Raw genomic sequence first — 17,134 nt, forward strand, 5'->3', positions numbered from 1 at the left:
GCTCTAGCAATATCCTTTAATAAGGGTAATAAGGGGGATGTCCGCTGGTGATCCCTCAAAAAGCTAGGCATAGCATTTCAACGTAAAAACCTGCTCAGCGCTCAAAAAAAATAGAGGCGCAGGGAATTGCGTCTCTATCAGGGATTTAAATTTTGTTAAAATTGTTCACTCGCTCGGTTAACACCGGCACCGCCGGCTTGATTGAGCAAAAACATCAACCGGCAAGTTACTTGCTAGCGTGAAAATCCTTAAAGCTTCGATAACATTCATCCGGATCGTACAAGTGACATTGGTCAGTAATTTCTTTCATTAAAGACCAAGAAAACTGCTTTTCATTGAGATATTCTCCCCAATTTTCCTTAATGCTGCGATACGCTAACCGCAAATTGTAAGAAGGAATTGCTGTAGAAATATGATGGGGGACGTGAACGTTAATATCGTGACAGAAAAACTCAACCCAACGGGGGTAATCGCAGTGAACTGTCCCGGAAAGCTGAGCTTGCGCTTCATTCCACTCTTCAGCGGCGGTAAAGGGAATTTCTGGTGCTGTGTGGTGAACCAGCGTAAACGTACTCATCCAGAAATGATAAACCAACCAGGGTAATAGCCAAAATTTAATAAATCCCCAGATGCCAGTAGTTGCGATCAGCACCGGGAACCCAATCGCTGCACCGACAAGCACCACCAACACAGATAGCTTGACCTGGGAACGCTGTTTGCCCTCAAATCTCGTCCAATCAAAGTGCATCGCTGCCCAGTGAATCACTGAGGCTAACCACCAAAGCCGGCCCCGCATCCGCCGATAGATCCACTTGAGGGGGCTTCCTAAGCCGGCATAAACATCTTGTTGCCAAGGTTGCCACGCATTATCCTCATTTAACTTATTGGTGTGTTTGTGGTGGTAATTGTGCAGCAGCCGCCAGCTGTGGAACGGATAAATCAACGGCAAAAACATGATGTGCCCCACCAAATCGTTCACCCACCGGCGGTTCGCAAACGACCGATGGCCACAATCATGCCCCACGACAAAAAAACCAGTGAGGGCGGTGCCGGTGAAAATCCAGGCTACCGGCAGGAGGAACCAGGGCGCAATGGCCAAACTTAAGTATCCCAAGCCAACCAATAACACATTAATCGTTAGGGTCAACCAAGCTTTGCGCCGGCTTTTCTGAAAGCATTCACGCGGCAGCGTCTTCAATATGTCTTTCAGTTTTAGATTCGATTCGGCGGGAACAGATAACAACTTATCAGGCTTAGCAATCGATGCAGTCATGAATCAATTAATCTTCTCTAGGTGCTAGTCAAGCAAGAAATCAGTCGTTTCATTTTAAAAACCTGCTAGAGATACCTCATTAGCAGGCAATGCAACTGTATGGATTTTACAGTTGAGCAAGTGTTGAACCAACCCAGGCCGTAAAAACAGCACTGCCGATTCCAAAACCTCAACTTTTATACCATAATCTTGCGGCTTACCAGAGAATTTAACACTACAGGCGATTTTTTGCCTAACTTTTGAGATCGGACTTCCCTACTTTTCAGCCGGCCTCCACCATAATTAATTGGGAATTTAGAGTGTCGGCTTTAAATTAAAACGCATCATTTATCGCAGGTTTTCGCTTCACTTCTCAGAATGTTCTAAGCCAGCGGAATCCCAGACAGCAGCAACGCCTTTGCCGTTTCACTATCCACCGGCCTAGAAAAAAAGTATCCTTGGGCGTATTCGCATTCTAGAGCTTGCAGTTGAGCCAGTTGTTGCGCTGTTTCCACCCCCTCAGCAATCGCATCCATGCCCAGAGAGTGCGCCAAGGTGATAATGGTCTGAATTATCTCACAATGCTCCCCATTCGCTGCTATCTCGTTCACAAACGAGCGGTCAATCTTCAACGTATCAATTGGCAACTGATGCAGACGTGCCAAAGAAGAGTAGCCGGTGCCAAAGTCATCAATTGACAGTTGAATTCCCAACGCTTTTAGTTGATCTAGCATTGCGAGTTCAGCGGCGGTATTTTTCATGATCGCACTTTCAGTCAGCTCTAGCTTCACATTGCGCCCATCAACACCGCTGTGCCGCAGAATCCAGTCAAGCCGCTCAATCATCCCCAACTGCTCTAACTGGAGAACCGACAAATTCACACTCATCGTCAGTGGCATTAGGGTGGGTAATTCCTGCTGCCAAACGCCCAGTTGCCGGCACGCTTCTAGCAGTACCCACCGATCAATCAGGCCGATCAGTCCGGTTTCTTCTGCTAGGGGAATAAACGTACAGGGCGAAATCATGCCGCGTTGGGGGTGAAACCACCGTACCAGCGCCTCAAAACCCGTAATCTTGCCGGTGGAGAGGGAAACAATGGGCTGATAGTAGACACGCAGTTGCCGGCGTTCAATGGCGCGTTGTAAATCTGTCTCTAATAGCAAGCGTTCTAAGGCATCGGCTTGCATAACAGGATCGAAGACAACATAATGCGCCTGATTCTGCATTTTGGCTTGGTGCATGGCGGTATCGGCGTCGCGCAGGACATCCTCTGGCCGGCTATAACCGGCTTCGCTAACTGCCACACCAATACTGGTGGTTGTGTACACCTCATGCCCATCAACGTCAAACGGCAAACTTAACTGCTGGTGGATCTTTTCAGCAATGCGTGTGGCATCGTTAATGTCTTGAATATTTTCAAGCAAAAGGGCAAACTCATCTGTTCCCAGTCGCGCCACCATATCTGTGGGGGACAGGCAAGCTTTCAGCCGGCGAGACATGATAATCAGTAACTGTTCAGCAACTCTGTGTCCCAGGCTGTGTTTAATAAACTTAAAGCGATTCAAGTCTAAATACAGCACTGCAAAAAAGCGGGTATTGCCGTCGCTTCTTTCTGCAATCAACTGCTGTAGACGCTGCAAAAATAAAGTTCGGTTCGGTAAGCTTGTCAGTGAATCGTAAAACGCACAGCGCCGCAGTTGTTCTTCCGCCTGCACGCGGTTGGTTACGTCTATGCCAATGGCCCACGTCGCCCAACCAGGAACCGGGAATTGCTGGGAAATGTTATACCAAGCAACCGTCTTGACACTGCCATCTTTGCAATTGAGTTGCCATTCCCAATCTCGGCAATTGTTCCAGTGAATATCTCGCTGGCTCAGCATCTGTTTGCGATAAGCTGCATCAGGAATGATGAGTTCAATCGCTTGGGGATTACCGACCATTTCCTGCGCCCCAAAGCCGGTGACTCTCTCGCACTCTTGATTCCAAACAATAACGTTTTTTTCTGCGTCTAAGGCGCACATCATCACCGGCATATTCTCAATCACGCTACGCAAGCGCTCTTGCAGTTGTTTCGTTTGTTCATACAACTGAGCATTGAAAATCGCCATCGCGCAACGTTCGCCGGTGACTTCTAGCAGATGAGTCTCACGCTCATTGTAGGGATGAATTTTCAACCAATCTACATGAAGAACGCCCACCAGGGTGTCGTTACGCTTCAGTGGGACGCCTAACATGGTGCGAATGCCCATGTCTTTGAGAAGCTGACTGCTTACATGGGGTTCTGTTTGCGCGTCTTCTACATAAAGCGGTTGCATGGTTGCGGCAATGGTGCCGGCAAACCCCTCTCCGATGGCAACACTGAAGCCGGCGCTGACTTCTTCTTCAATTCCGATGCTAGCGCGGACGTACAGGTGATCATTTTCTTTTAACAGAAAGACGGCTGTATCAGCCTGCATCACCTCCAGAATGCGTCTGAGCAGCACATCTAGCAGTTCTTCAAGATCCAAGGTGCTGATCCCATTGGCGGTGACAGCGCTCAGAGCGGCCAATTCTTGGGCTTCTCGTTGGAGTTGGGCGATTAACTGTTCCTGCTGCCGCTCTAGGCGCTTGCGAGCTGTGATATCAGTAATCATACTGATCGCTCCAATAAAATTATCCGTAGTATCACGCAGGGGCGACATAAAGATACTGATGTCAATATCCGTACCGTCTTGCCGGCTCCACTGTGTTTCTAGCCCCGTAAATGTCCCTCCGTATCTCAAAATACTAACAAATTCTTGGACTTCCCTAGGCTTGTTTTCGCCAACCCTATCGAGAAACTGTCCCTTCATTTGTTGTTCACTCCAGCCAAACATTTTTTCGGCAGCCGGATTCCACAGTTGAACATTGCCATCAGAATCAATGATATTGATCGCAACCGACGCGGATTGAATTAATGTCTGTAGAGTTTGTTCGGTTCGGTGTAAAGTCTCCTCTAATTGTTTGCGCTCAGTGATGTCTTGCCAGATGCCAATCGAACCGATGGCGTTACCTTGCGGGTTGCGATAAACCTCTTTTTTGACAAAATAGGTGTGGCTACTGCCGTTTGCGGTGATTGTTTCTTCGCTCGTTTGAGTTTTGCCGGCACTGATGATGTTGCGTTCAATCTCTTGATTTTTCTCAGGGATTGCCGGCGAAAGTAGCGCTGTATCATCTTGTCCAATAATTTTCTCTGCCGGTTTTCCCAAAATGCCAGCGGCAGCAGCGTTAACGATGGCATAGTGTCCTTGCAGATTTTTCACGAAGATGGCATCTGTTGAGCCTTCCACGAGCGCATCTAAAAGACTTTGGTTTTCTTGCATTAATTGCCAACTTTGACGCATTAAGACGTAAAGAAGTCCACTGCTGATCGGTATAAATGCCCAGTCTTTAACCGTTTGCAAATAGGTGGCAGTCGTTAAGTCTGTTCTCCAAAGCTTAAGCAGCAGCTCGGAAAAAAGCAGCCAAACACTGCTTAAGAAGGCGTAGCTTAATACTATGCGAGCCAAATGTTGTGAGGGGTTGCGTTCGCGTTTCATAATTGATCCATCCAATTCGCGTCGCCTTTTTCTATTGCCATTTGCCGTGTGTTTTGCCCCAGACTTTCTATGATTTATGCCAGCCATCAACGACTTGCTAAAACCTAATATTTTTTAGCTATTTTACTAACATTCAGACAGATGTAGCTAGAGAAAATCTACAGATTTTTGAGCTTTTGTTAGTCAGTGAAAGTACGAACATCCACAAAATTTAATAAAAAGATGGCGGACACGATTTTTATTTTGAGAGATTGTCTTTGGAGTTATGGCCATGAGAAATCGTAAACTTAAGTAAAGTGTCTCTTATCCTCGCGTGCCGAAGAAAATTGCCGCCAGAATAATTAAGCTCAAGAGTGTCATCGGCACCGACAACTCAACTAAATCAACCATTTCATTGATTTTGCTCTGAATAAAGGTTTTTACTTTTAAAATTTAATTTTATATTTACAGATTGTCAACAATAATTTATAAAAGATGGAATTAAGGGCTAAAATACAAATGAGAAATATTACTTATAAGCCGAGTTGCAAAAAGCTGAAATCCTCTCAAGTTATGGGTTTGAGCTGTAAAAAGTCTATTCAAAATCACCAGCGTATAATCCACAACTGATTATGACACATCCAGACACGGTGACATGGCTGCAAGAACGAACGGCGCTCAGCATTTTATCGGCACCGGCTTTAAGCGCAATCTCGCAAGTTATTGAAGAAAAAATCGTGCCGGCGAATGAACGTTTTGTAGTGGAGGATACACCGCCGGCTGGACTGTACATTCTGAAACAAGGACGCTTAGAAGCCAACCGTAACAATCAAAGCGCTCAAGTTTGGGCCTTAAGTTTATTACCGGGATCGACGCTTCACTTACAAGAATTGCTCTTAGATCAGCCGGCTCAGCGAACAGTCGTCACACTGAGTGAATGCAAATTATGGTTTGTTTCAGCCGGCCCTTTTCGGGAATTAATGACTCAATACCCGGAAATTACCCAGGCATTTTCCCAGCAGTTGGCGCAAGAACTCGCCCAGTTGTCGTCCCAGTTGAACTACGAACAAGAGCGCCAGACCGCTTTACGTCCCTATCTTGTCCCCAAGGCAAAACGCGGCGTTGTCGGCAAAAGCCGCTACGCAATGCGTCTGAGACAGCAGATTAAACAAGCAACCGAAGATCGCCGTTCAGTGGTGATTTTTGGGGAACCGGGGTTGGAAAAAGATAATATCGCAGGGCTGATTCATTTCGGTTCTGCGTGCCGGCGTGAACCGATGATTAAAGTAAACTGCGGCGTACTGCAAACCAGCGGTGCAGAATTATTTGGACGTGCCGGCGGTAAACCCGGACTGCTGGAATGGCTGGGAGAGGGCACTTTATTGTTCAATAACATTCAAGAACTTCCCTCAGAGTTGAGACCTCAGATCAAGGAATTGTTAGAAACCGGCACTTACAAATTAGTTGGGGGAGCTTCTCACTCAGCACTTAATTCTCGGGCACGGATTATTATAATTTCTGAGAAAAACTTTCCCGATATTGAGCGCTTAACCAGCCATTTAATTAAAGTTCCGCCCTTGCGGGTGCGTAAAGCAGATATTAGCGCCCAAGTAGACTATTACATTAGCCTTTTTTGCCAGAAAAAACACATTTCCAAACCCAAATTAACCCCTGAAGCACTGCGCCGGCTGCAAGCTTATGACTTTCCCAGTAATTTGAGAGAGTTAGAAAATCTTGTGGAACGGGCGCTTGTTCAATCTGGCGGCGCGAAAGAACTTACGGAAGAAATTGTTTGGCCGGCACAGACAAAGAAAAAGCAATTTCGTGTCAACCTTTTAAATGCCTATCCCCGTCTGCGCCATTTTTTACGAAGTCCCTGGTGGCCAGACCGGATCAACAACTGGTTTATCTTGCCGGCGTATACTTTGGTCGTCGCCGTTTTATTTCTTGGCCCTCAAAATCGCGCCGAGAATTTTGGTTTAAATTTATTCTGGGCGTGGTGGTGGCCGTTAATCTTACTGGGATTTCCCTTTGTAGGCCGGCTGTGGTGCGCGGTTTGCCCGTTTATGATTTACGGGGAAATCACTCAAAAGCTTTCCCTGTGGCTGTTTCCCCGCCAGCTCAAAACCTGGCCCCGACATGAAGCCGAGCAGTGGGGCGGATGGTTTTTGTTTAGCTTATTCGCCTTAATTTTTTTGTGGGAAGAACTGTGGAATTTAGAAAATACTGCTTATCTTTCCGCGTGCTTGCTGTTATTAATTACTGCCGGCGCAATGATTTTTTCTGCAATTTTCGAGCGCCGGTTTTGGTGCCGATATCTCTGCCCAATCGGTGGAATGAACGGTTTATTTGCCAAGCTATCGATGACGGAATTACGAGCGCAGCAAGGCACTTGTTCTGCTGAATGTACAACTTATCAGTGTTATAAAGGCGGGCCGCAAAAAGGCGAAGGATTGGAAACCGGCGGTTGCCCGTTATACTCGCACCCAGCCCAGCTAGAAGATAACCGGGATTGTGTGTTATGTATGACCTGTCTCAAAGCCTGTCCGCACCGTTCTGTAGAGTTTAATTTGCGGCCACCAGGCATTGAGTTATGGACAACTCACACGCCGCGTCTTTATGAAGTGGCGTTGTTACTGTTGCTCTTGGGTGGCGTATTTCTGCATCGGCTGCCGCAGTTACAATCCTGGCTGAATTTGTCACTAGATGGCAGTGAGTTTTGGGTGCATTTGGGATTATCGGTAGCAGCTTTAACATTGCCTGCCGGCATCCCGTTTCTCGCTTATGGCTTGATGCGACTCATTCATCTTTTTTTCCCAAAAAATCCCAAACCTAAGCCATTTTTCGAGTTAGCGTATGGATATTTGCCCCTCGTATTGGGGGCGAATTTGGCTCACTATTTGCGCCTAGGGTTAGGAGAAGCAGGACGCATTCTGCCGGTGGGTTTTGCCACCTTTGGCTTAAATACGCAAGGCGTGCCGGTGGTAGTCGCACACCCCGCAGTGATTGCATTTTTGCAGGGAACGACCCTGATAGCCGCAGTGCTGCTAAGCGTCGTGTTAACACAAAAAATCGCTCGGCAGCCGGTGCGAGCGATTTTGCCACAACATATAGCAGCGGTTGTTTTAGCTGCAGGCTTGTGGGTGCTGATTGTTAGTTAACCGTTCGTTTTGAGTTTCTAGGCGCAGTGTAACGACAAACTTAGAAGAAAACACGCAGCAGGAGTCCGCCAAGGACATTCAGCAAATTGCCACTACTCGCGCCACCTTCGCCTCTAGCTCTCTTTTGATAAACTTCAATCTGTTTAATCAATACCTGAGAAGTTTGGTAGCCATTGGGATCGCCTTGGGCTGAATAAAGCGTTTCCGCTTGTTGGGCATCTTGAAGCCCCCCTGTATAGTTTCCCATTTCTGCCTTCGCCGCTGCGCGACCCAGGAAAGCGGGAGCAAAGTCCGGTTTTAGCGTCAGCGCTTGATTGAAATACTCAATCGCGCGCGGATAATTTTTCCGCTGCCCTTCCTCCATCGCCCACTGATAAAGGTTCTCCAATCTGCCAACGTATTCACCCAGCCCAATCGCACCCTTCACATTCGCACCGGCTAGATTAACGCCGGTTAGATCCGCACCGGCAAGGTTTGCATCTCTCAAGTCCGCGCCGGCCAAATTTGCCCCTTTCAGGTTTGCCTGTCCTAAATTCGCACCAAACAAACCTGCACTGCTCAAATCAGCCCCACTTAAATTGGCACGCGTCAGATCCGCGCGGCTGAGATTAGCCCGATTCAAATTAGCACCCCCAAGATTGGCACCCGCGAGGTTAGCAAGAACCAAGCCAGCGCCGCTGAGTTCGCACTTGGGACATTGTTTAGAGGCAAGTAGCTGTCTGGTTTGTTCTAAGTTTTCGGATCGGGCAGCAGTAGCGAGACTTAAAACAGATAGTAGTGCTGCGGTGGCGAGTGTTCTTGATATCATGGTGGGGTCATAGCAGAGCATCCAGACAGTCGATCAGTCAGGCTACCGGGATTTTTGCACAGCCCCTGCGGGGCTATCCGTGGCCATCGAGTTTATCTTAAGACGTTAGCGGCTTTGGGACTGCGGCTTTTGTAGCTCAGTGAGGCGGTTCATCGCGTCTTCGTAATCTTGGGTTTTGCCTTGTGTTTTGTAAAGGTCTGCAGCTTTCTGAAAATCGGTTAAGGCACTTTGGGGATTGCCCAAAGCAGAGTTTGCTAATCCCCGGTTGTAATAAGCATTTGCATTATCAACATCAATCTGCAAAGCGCGATCGTAATCTTGAATGGCCTTTTGATAATCTTTGAGTTCAGCGTAAACAGTGCCCCGGTTGTTGTAAGCGTAGGTATTCTCAGGAGCTAGACGGATGGCTTCGCTGTAATCCTCAAGCGCCTTATCATTTTCTTCCAGAAGATCCTGGGCCAGTCCTCGATAATAGAAGGTTTCAGCATTATTCGGCTTGATCTCCAGACTCTTAGAAAAGTCATCAATCGCGCCTTTAAAGTCTCCTTTCTCCATCTTTTCTAGCCCTTGGCTGAATAAATCTTCAGCATTTTGAGTGATGAGGATGGGTTGTGGAGTCTGCGCCTGGACTGAAATCGCTCCTCCACCGAGTACGGCGGCGAGTCCCAAGATAGCAACAGTTTTGTGAATGTGGTTCATAAGTTTACCTTAAACGTGGCAATCTAGCGGGGTCGTTTTTCAAACTAACTATAATGGTCGCCATTCTCACGGATCTAGTTCCTTTCAAAGCTAGCGAATTAAGCGCCATACTAAGAACTCTAGCGTCTAAATGTTATGCCGGTGAGCGGCTAGATCTTCCCTGTAATGGTGTGCGTTTGTTTTCGATGAGAGTGGGCCGGCAACTGTTCATCGAGCTATTTCAATTTCTTATACAAACTCATCACCTTGGCCGCCTGAACTAGCAGTTTATCCTAACACAAACGTAAGTTGCGCGAAGCCAGAGTCCAGAAGACAACTGGATTAGCGCCCTTGAGGCATTTACGAATACACCGGCAAAATTTCAATCGTGCTGTTCTGACTGCCCCCTATCAGGTATTGACCGTCTGGACTAAAAACGACAGAAAAAATGCCGGCAGAACCGAGAGAAATCGTTCGCAGCAATTCGCCGGTCGATAGATTCCAAATTTTAATCGTTTTGTCACGACTGCTGCTGGCAAGCGTCTGACCATCCGGGCTAATCGCCACAGCCCAAACCTGCCCGGAATGACCGCCCAGCAGATGCACCGGCGAACCGGCAGCCCGATCAGAATCACCCGAACCCATCTGCCAAACGGTAATTGTTTGGTCATCACTGCCACTGACGAGTAATTGCCCGTTGCGAGAAATAGCCAGCGTCCGCACATAGCCAGAATGACCCTCAAGCGTCAGTACGGGCGACTCACTCGGCTGTCCGCCGGCCATGTGCCAGATATTAATCGTCTTGTCATCGCTGCCGCTAGCCAGGAATTGACCATCTGGACTGAAAGCCAGACAGCGAACATAGTCTGAATGGCCAGATAGATTAGCCAGCATCTGGCCGGTTCGCAAATACCAGATATTAATCGTCTTGTCGTCACCGCAACTGGCGAGGAGTTGACCGTCTGGACTGAAGGCAACCGAACGCACCCAGTTAGAGTGGCCGGCCAATGTCAGTACCGGCGTTCCCTGTGAAATTCCAGAGGAATCGGCACCCAAATGCCAAATTTTGATGGTTTTGTCATTGCTGCCACTGGCGAGAAGTTGACCGTCTGGACTGATTGCCACGGTGCGAACGTAGCCTGAGTGCCCGCTGAGGGTGCGTAGAGGCCGCACCCCGGGGCGTCCATCCTGACGGGCAATCCGCTGCCAAAGCTTGATGGTTTTGTCATCACTGCCGCTAATAACGAGCCGGCCATCGGGACTAATGGCAACGGCTTGAACGTAATCTGAATGACCGGCAACCGTTTTAACCAATTGCCCAGAGGAACGCCGTAGGACGATCTCACCGAGTGCCGGTGCGGCAAAATGGGTTCGTAGCAACTCGTGGGGAAAGCGGTAGCGCCCGCCGATTTGCTGCACAAAGCCGAGGGAGTTGGCGTATTGCAGAAAACGGGCGTAGTTCCAAGGCGCGTAGCCATGTGCCCAGAGGATAAGGCGCAGGGTGAAATGCTGGAGGCAAGCAATGCCGCCACACGCAAGACCGGCAAGGATGCCAAAACCCAGGCCGCCTAAGCCGGTGATCAAGCCACCCATGAGGCCAAAACTCACCCCAAAACTGACCGCGCTCATTAAGGTAAACAGGCCGGCGGTCGAGACAGAATGCCAAATTCCCTGATTCGGCGATGTTTTGGGCTTGATTTCCGGGTCATTCAGTCCTTGAGAACTCCCGAAAATTAGCCCCCCAATCAGCCCGCCAATAATGGCTCGAACTACACCGAAAAAGCCACCCACTAACTCACCCATAATCGCTAAAAATAGGCCGCCGGCTAGCCCCGCTAGCAGCCCCAAAATCATCCCGATGACTAGCCCCTTGCTGGCTTTTTCCCAAGACCAATTCAGGGGTTCCGCCGGCGCAATTTTGAAACTGAGTCCTCCCAATAGCCCGAAAAACAGGCAGCCGATCAGGCCGGCAAGTGGCCCAAAACTCAGGCCGCAGCTGACCCCGCCAATCAGCCCCACAATTAGCCCCACTCCTAGCCGGTAACTCCATTGGTGAATCGCCGTTGGCAACCAGGCCGGCTGCATATTTTCAATGGCAAACTCGTCATTTGTCGAGCGTTTCAGCCATTTTGACAGCCAACTTAGCCAATGTCTGGTTTGTTCTGGGGTGGGGGGTTTACCGGCACTTTCCCCCGGATAGTTTAATTCTTGTTTGAGCTGCCGGCGAATATAGGCATCCAGCAAATACCGACAGCGAGATTCATCAGAAGGACGCGCCTGCCACTCATCCAGCCAGATTTCTTCCGCTGCCAGGGCGATAATGTTCAAAAACAAAGGCGTTTTTGCCCATTTCAATAAATTCGGGTCATTTTGAACGCTCTGCCACAGTTGGTGCGATCCTAAACTCCACAGGTAGTTCTGAACTTGTGCCTCACTCAGGGGTAGCAAATAAATTGCGCCGTTCACTTGTAGCAGAGTTTTGCAGTTGGCGTATTCCGCTAGTCCACTGCACACGACTAAACGATCCGGTTGATAGTCGAGAAGGAATTGGTTGATCTCTAGCACACAAGGCTTTTGCCACTCTGATCGCAGTTCATCTAGCCCATCAAGTAGGGGCAACAGTTGGCCGGTTGCGAGCCACTGTTGGGCGATTTCGGCTTGAATGCCATACTTTGCCTGCAGTTCTTCCACCAGCCACTCAGCCAGGGTTCGCCGATCTTCTTTCCAAGAGCAAAGGTTGAGCAACACCGGCATCGGTTCACGGGCATCATTGAGGGCGCGAGTGATGAGTTCTGTTGCTAGTTCTAATAGGGTCGTGGTTTTGCCCGATCCGGGTGCTCCTAAAATTAATAACTTGCCGGCGACGGATGGCAAGTCAAACAGTTCGATAATTTCCTTTCCTGGCAACAGCCGCACACTGGGCTGAGTGCCGATTTTCACTTCCACATCCCAAAGCCGGGGACTTGGCTGTAATTGTTCTTGCTGTGACTTGAGCAGCAGTGTCTGATGCAATGACTGTTTGAGCCGGCTTTCAACTTCGTTCTTAACTTCAACCAGCAATTTGTAGCGAGTCGTTACACTCTGCCTTGGGGAAGCCACTGCAGGGGCTTGGATAATCTGTTGCATTTTCAGCCTCATCATCACTCCCCTCGGTAATCATCCACCCACAACAAACAAGACCAGCAGATATATTCCAACAGCATAGATAGACTCACGACCCTAAACCCGATGTGGAAGGTTGCAATATGTCACAAAAAGTTTAATCGTATTTTGCCCTCAAATGACTGAGTGCCGGTTTAATGTTGCCAAAATAGGTGATTCAAGTTGATTTGAGCAAGCCGGCAGCCGGTGCTGGACGCAGCCAGTCTGAGAATTGTCACAGGTGCCGGCCCTTAAAGCGAGCCACCCCTTCACGCAGAATTTTGATAGAGCAAGGGTTTACCCCCTCAATGGCAACTCAGCCCAGAAGCAGCCGGCCTGTAGTTAGCAGGCACTTAAAAGAAGTGCCACAGGATTTTCCCTTTAGTTTATTAAGAGTTCTAAATTAAGCATATAAATTCAAACCAAATCTCATGCCATTTAAATTTTTCTTCACCAATCCTCTGATTGTTCGCTCAGGGTTTCTCCCAGCTTAAAATTCAAGAAAAACATGATTCATTATTTGCAAAATACGCGTCTGACTTTTTTTGAAGATTAGGCTTTTAAATTTGAGGTGCTAGTTGTCAAACTTTTGAGGAAGCCGGCTTAAGATTTTTTCACAACAGCTTGTGTAAGACTGTTCAAACATCCGGTTAAGCTCGTTAAAACCGACTTTATATCAGGGCGATCCATTTACAGCACGAGCGAGCGTGTTTTATTAAGTTTTCCAATATTGCCCTATCCATTAAAATCCATGAATTCCCCCACTCAAGCCCAAATCAATCGGATTATCAATGATTTAGAACTTCTCATTGGCGAGATAGAAAACAACCCAGATCTCTCTAAATGGGTTGTGCGGATGGCTCTCAAGTCGATTAAGGAAAAAGCAGTTAAATCTGCCGCACCGGCAGCGCCAACCACTATTTATCTGCAACAGCGAGCTTTATGGAACTGATTGATCGCTCAGAAATCATGGCTTAAGCGGCTAGATCCTGTAAAAGCCAGGCAGTGTAGTGATGTACATCATAGAGTGCAATGACGAATATCACAAGCGTTAACTGATTTTGATCGCTTGCTCAATAGATGACGATCACACTCGATAGCGCATTACATCACTGGAATGAATCGAAAAATAGCCGATATTTAGATTGTCGAGTTCAAGCTACCAATATGTCAGCTCAAGCAGTTTTTCCCCAACCCACCATCGCCGACCTTTTTGGTCAAGCCTGGAACTCTGGCTGGCTAACTTTAACCGCTCGGCAGGCTTTAAGAGCAGCTCTGCTCGACTGCTCCCTCACGGAAGACGATCAAGCAGCAATTGATCGCTTGCTGCACGCCGTTCGTCGCGGTTGGCTGAAGATTTTAGACTAAGGCTTGTGATTTTGGGCAGCTACCCGATTAAGTGCAAATTTGAGTCAACCGTCCCTTAAGTTTAAGCTGATAAAGAGTTTCATCAAGCAATTATTGAATTGATTTAGCGCAATATATTTTAATCAAGTTTGACTAAAAAGTTTTGAGATATGTCATGGAGACATTTGGAATTAAGCCGCACTTGGGAGGTGCGGTTTTTTTATTTTTGAAGGCGTTGGGGCGTTAGGTAAAGCACCCCAAACGGCTTTCACAAACATCTCCGTTTTATGTTAAATCCGTGAGCCTCCAGACACCATCCCAGTCTGCCGGTGGGGGTGTGTGAAGCCAATGCTGGCAACGCTCTATTTGGATGGCAGCCGGTTTATCCCAACTGGAAATTTCCAGAACTTTGGTAAAGGCAGCAATTGCTTTAACAAATTGGTGAGAGCGGTAATATTCACGTCCCTGACTATAGTATTCAAGTACCTGCAACTTTTCTTCTGGAATTTCTTCAGATCGCAAGCCTGCCAATTGATAAATAGCAACGGGCTTGTCTGTGCCATCAATGCGAATCAAATCAAGTTCTCTCGCCCAAATTTGCTCCGCACAGGGTTGGTAAGTTGTTTCGCTAATAATAATGTCACAGCCATATTCTTTACTAGCTTTTTCCAATTGGGAGCCGAGATTGACTCCGTCCCCCCTACTCGAAAATTCGAGGCGGTTTGTTGCGCCAATGTTGTTAGCTTGAAGACTATCCGAGTTGATGCCAATTCCGATGCGGATTGCCGGCTTGCCATCTTCGACACGGCGGACATTTAATTCCACCAGCCGGTAGCGCATTTCTACTGCTGTTTGCACGGCACACCAAGCATGATCTTCTAGGGGTAAAGACCAACCAAAAAGAGCGATAATCGCATCACCAACATATTTGTCGATGGTGCCTTTATTCTTGAATACTGCCTCAGTCATTGACTCAAAATATTCTTTGAGAAGCTGGTTAACTTCCTGATCTTCTAGGTTTTCCAGCAAAGGCGTGAAACTGCGGATTCCTGAGAATAAAACTGAGATATCCTTGCGTTCGCGGATCGTTTGCAGTGTTAGGAGATTGTCTGCTACCGTGATCTGCGTTGAAGGTATTGGGGAGAGGGGACTGCCACTAGCGAGCCGGTTCTGGGGATTGTCTAACAGTTGTTCGACTAATTCTGGGGTCATGTACTGATAGAGCTGGGTTTTGAGGTGTTTTTCATCGCTCATGTTATCCATTACCACCAAAACCCCATAAATATTGGTGGGTTCGCCGGCATCTGCTATCGAGCTTATGGATAAGTTGATAATGTGCTGCTCATCCCCGGCTAGTAAAATTTGATTGGGGTAGAATTGCTGACAATCTCGTTCATACTTTGCTTCAATGGCTGCTTGAAACAATTTTGTAAAATTACTATTCTGAAACTGAATTAAATCGCAAGCAAGGCGGCCTTCTAGTTCCTCTTCTTTTCTAAAACCCAATAAGTTTTTTGCTCTTTCATTGAGCGCAATGATGGTGCCGGTTTTATCTGTGGAAATTACCCCATAAGGAAGGGTGCGAATAATATCGTGCTCGATCTGTTGCTGCCGCTTGAGCGCTGCAAATTTCATCGCATTTTGCAGAACGATGCCGGCTTTAATGTTAAACGCCTGCAATACCTCTTGGTCACTGCGATTATAACTTGCTTGCCAACAATCAGGGGCATTAGGCCAGTCATCGGGATCGTAGTCTGGAAAATCACCCGGTTGCTGCTTATTGACTAATTGCGTAACACCAATTAAAACCCCATTCGCATTAAAAATTGGCACGCACAATAAACTACAAGTGCGATAACCAACTTTGCGATCTGTTTGTTTTACAGTTTCAGTATCTGGATGCTCATACAAGTCAAAACCAATCACCAAAGGTTCGCCAGATTGAACAACTTCGCCCACAAATCCTACCCACATTGGGATGCGAATTTCTTTTAAAGTCCCGCCCATCGGGATTTTTGTCCATAGCTCATTTTTCTCGCGCTCAACTAGCCACACGGTTCCCCGATCTGCACCCATGAGATTTTTTGCTTCATTCATTACCCCCTGAATGGTTTCATCTAAATCTAAACTGCTTTGAGAGAGGGAGCGAATAGCAGACATGAGTACAGTAGATATCTGCTGTTGTTCAAGAATTGATTCTATACCTAACAAATTGTTTTGGGTGTTCAAAAGCAGTTGATTAGAATCCGAACTTTCCCAAGCATCTTCTCCTAAATCTTTAACAATTTCTTCTGTTCTTGCTTGATTTAAATCGGCGGTTGAGGGTAAAAAACTTTCAGTGTTGGGAGTGGCTAATTCTATCGCCTGTGCGTCAGCCGTTTGACATTTTTCTAAAATCGGTCGCATTAAGGGGACAAAGTCTGTAAACAAATCTTCATCTGATTTTGTAAAACCGGCAGTGTCAACTCTTTTAGACAAAGGTGCTGCTATATCATCGGTTGCTTTCAACTTATTAAAGAGTTGAACAACTGCCATGAGATCGCCTTCCTCACTAAACAGCGGTAAAGCCATCACGGTATAGGTGCGGTAGCCGGTTTTTAAATCTTGCTCTTTGATGGCACTCGATTGCGGATCGTCATAGAAATCGAAGGGAATATTCACAATTCTGTTAGAAGCGACGACTTCACCCAGAATTTCCACACCGGCAGGCATCCGAATTTCTACAAATCTCCCATGATCGGCGCTGGCGACAATCGACCAAAGTTCGTTATTTTTTCGATCTAATAAAAATACGATTGCCCGATCTGCATTGAGTAACTTTCCGGTTTTTAGGGTAACTTCATGCCACATCTCATAAAGAATGGCTTCAAACCCTAGGCTGTTCGCCATATTTTTATCTCCTCTAAATTGATAGCCGGTTGTGAATTTGAGCATTTTTTCGATTCCCCTTTAAGATCGCGCCTGCTTGCTTCCCAGATGTGACGCGGATGAGAGGGGGAATTTAACTAAGGTTGATTGATTCCAAGGATAATCTAACAAAAAGTTTAAAATCCTACAGTTATCAGGCAGTCTAGGCTGTCTCCCGATTTTCCTTAAATAAATGCTGTGGGGGGAAGTCACGTCAGTTGCCTCAAGCAAAAAAATTCTAACCTGTTGTAGGGAATATCATCTGTTATGAGTGCCTTCACGATGAAGCCTCCCCAATTTTTGA

General features: G+C 47.2%; 10 protein-coding genes. 4 read left to right on the top strand and 6 right to left on the bottom strand.

The annotated features are described in order from the left end of the window. Nucleotides 1-226: 226 nt before the first annotated feature. Both H6F56_RS04095 and H6F56_RS04100 read right to left on the bottom strand, forming a co-directional pair. Complete coding sequence (locus H6F56_RS04095; RefSeq protein ID WP_190665577.1) at nucleotides 227-1,273, bottom strand: fatty acid desaturase; 1,047 nt, start codon at nucleotides 1,271-1,273, stop codon at nucleotides 227-229. Nucleotides 1,274-1,635: 362 nt separating this feature from the next. Further along, nucleotides 1,636-4,809: an EAL and GGDEF domain-containing protein gene (locus tag H6F56_RS04100; RefSeq protein WP_190665578.1), complete on the bottom strand. Its 3,174-nt coding sequence runs from the start codon at nucleotides 4,807-4,809 to the stop codon at nucleotides 1,636-1,638. 611 nt (nucleotides 4,810-5,420) lie between these two features. Here H6F56_RS04100 and H6F56_RS04105 point away from each other — a divergent pair. Then, a complete protein-coding gene (locus H6F56_RS04105; protein ID WP_190665579.1) occupies nucleotides 5,421-7,949 on the top strand; it encodes a sigma 54-interacting transcriptional regulator in 2,529 nt (842 codons plus the stop codon). A gap of 40 nt (nucleotides 7,950-7,989) precedes the next feature. On the opposite strand, the gene H6F56_RS04110 is transcribed toward H6F56_RS04105, so the two are convergent. From H6F56_RS04110 to H6F56_RS04120, 3 genes are all read right to left on the bottom strand, one after another. Continuing rightward, complete coding sequence (locus tag H6F56_RS04110; protein WP_242031857.1) at nucleotides 7,990-8,757, bottom strand: pentapeptide repeat-containing protein; 768 nt, start codon at nucleotides 8,755-8,757, stop codon at nucleotides 7,990-7,992. A gap of 105 nt (nucleotides 8,758-8,862) precedes the next feature. Next, nucleotides 8,863-9,456 (bottom strand): tetratricopeptide repeat protein, encoded by a 594-nt coding sequence (locus H6F56_RS04115; RefSeq protein ID WP_190665581.1) that lies wholly within the window; start codon nucleotides 9,454-9,456, stop codon nucleotides 8,863-8,865. A 339-nt stretch (nucleotides 9,457-9,795) separates the two neighbouring features. Next, nucleotides 9,796-12,561: an NACHT and WD40 repeat domain-containing protein gene (locus H6F56_RS04120; protein ID WP_190665582.1), complete on the bottom strand. Its 2,766-nt coding sequence runs from the start codon at nucleotides 12,559-12,561 to the stop codon at nucleotides 9,796-9,798. Between the two features lie 188 nt (nucleotides 12,562-12,749). On the opposite strand from H6F56_RS04120, the gene H6F56_RS04125 reads away from it, so the two are divergent. The 3 genes from H6F56_RS04125 to H6F56_RS04135 all read left to right on the top strand — a co-directional run bounded on the left by H6F56_RS04125 (nucleotide 12,750) and on the right by H6F56_RS04135 (nucleotide 13,944). Then, nucleotides 12,750-12,983, top strand: coding sequence for a hypothetical protein (locus H6F56_RS04125; RefSeq protein ID WP_190665583.1), 234 nt, complete (start codon nucleotides 12,750-12,752; stop codon nucleotides 12,981-12,983). A 344-nt stretch (nucleotides 12,984-13,327) separates the two neighbouring features. After that, the gene (locus H6F56_RS04130) at nucleotides 13,328-13,528 is read left to right on the top strand and encodes a hypothetical protein (protein ID WP_190665584.1); all 201 of its coding nucleotides are present in this window, start codon (nucleotides 13,328-13,330) and stop codon (nucleotides 13,526-13,528) included. A gap of 128 nt (nucleotides 13,529-13,656) precedes the next feature. Continuing rightward, nucleotides 13,657-13,944 (top strand): hypothetical protein, encoded by a 288-nt coding sequence (locus H6F56_RS04135; protein WP_309236430.1) that lies wholly within the window; start codon nucleotides 13,657-13,659, stop codon nucleotides 13,942-13,944. A gap of 264 nt (nucleotides 13,945-14,208) precedes the next feature. On the opposite strand, the gene H6F56_RS04140 is transcribed toward H6F56_RS04135, so the two are convergent. Continuing rightward, nucleotides 14,209-16,857, bottom strand: a complete 2,649-nt coding sequence (locus H6F56_RS04140) for a GAF domain-containing protein (protein ID WP_190665585.1) — start codon at nucleotides 16,855-16,857, stop codon at nucleotides 14,209-14,211. Nucleotides 16,858-17,134: the final 277 nt, after the last annotated feature.

Origin of the sequence: Microcoleus sp. FACHB-672, from assembly GCF_014695725.1 — a bacterium.
Lineage (GTDB): Bacteria > Cyanobacteriota > Cyanobacteriia > Cyanobacteriales > Oscillatoriaceae > FACHB-68.

Bases quoted from the DNA above. Each gene is read 5' to 3' on its own strand.
- H6F56_RS04095 (WP_190665577.1), bottom strand. From the start codon at position 1,273: ATGACTGCATCGATTGCTAAGCCTGATAAGTTGTTATCTGTTCCCGCC.
- H6F56_RS04110 (WP_242031857.1), bottom strand. From the start codon at position 8,757: ATGATATCAAGAACACTCGCCACCGCAGCACTACTATCTGTTTTAAGT.
- H6F56_RS04135 (WP_309236430.1), top strand. From the start codon at position 13,657: ATGACGATCACACTCGATAGCGCATTACATCACTGGAATGAATCGAAA.
- H6F56_RS04130 (WP_190665584.1), top strand. From the start codon at position 13,328: ATGAATTCCCCCACTCAAGCCCAAATCAATCGGATTATCAATGATTTA.
- H6F56_RS04100 (WP_190665578.1), bottom strand. From the start codon at position 4,809: ATGAAACGCGAACGCAACCCCTCACAACATTTGGCTCGCATAGTATTA.
- H6F56_RS04140 (WP_190665585.1), bottom strand. From the start codon at position 16,857: ATGCTCAAATTCACAACCGGCTATCAATTTAGAGGAGATAAAAATATG.
- H6F56_RS04105 (WP_190665579.1), top strand. From the start codon at position 5,421: ATGACACATCCAGACACGGTGACATGGCTGCAAGAACGAACGGCGCTC.
- H6F56_RS04115 (WP_190665581.1), bottom strand. From the start codon at position 9,456: ATGAACCACATTCACAAAACTGTTGCTATCTTGGGACTCGCCGCCGTA.
- H6F56_RS04120 (WP_190665582.1), bottom strand. From the start codon at position 12,561: ATGCAACAGATTATCCAAGCCCCTGCAGTGGCTTCCCCAAGGCAGAGT.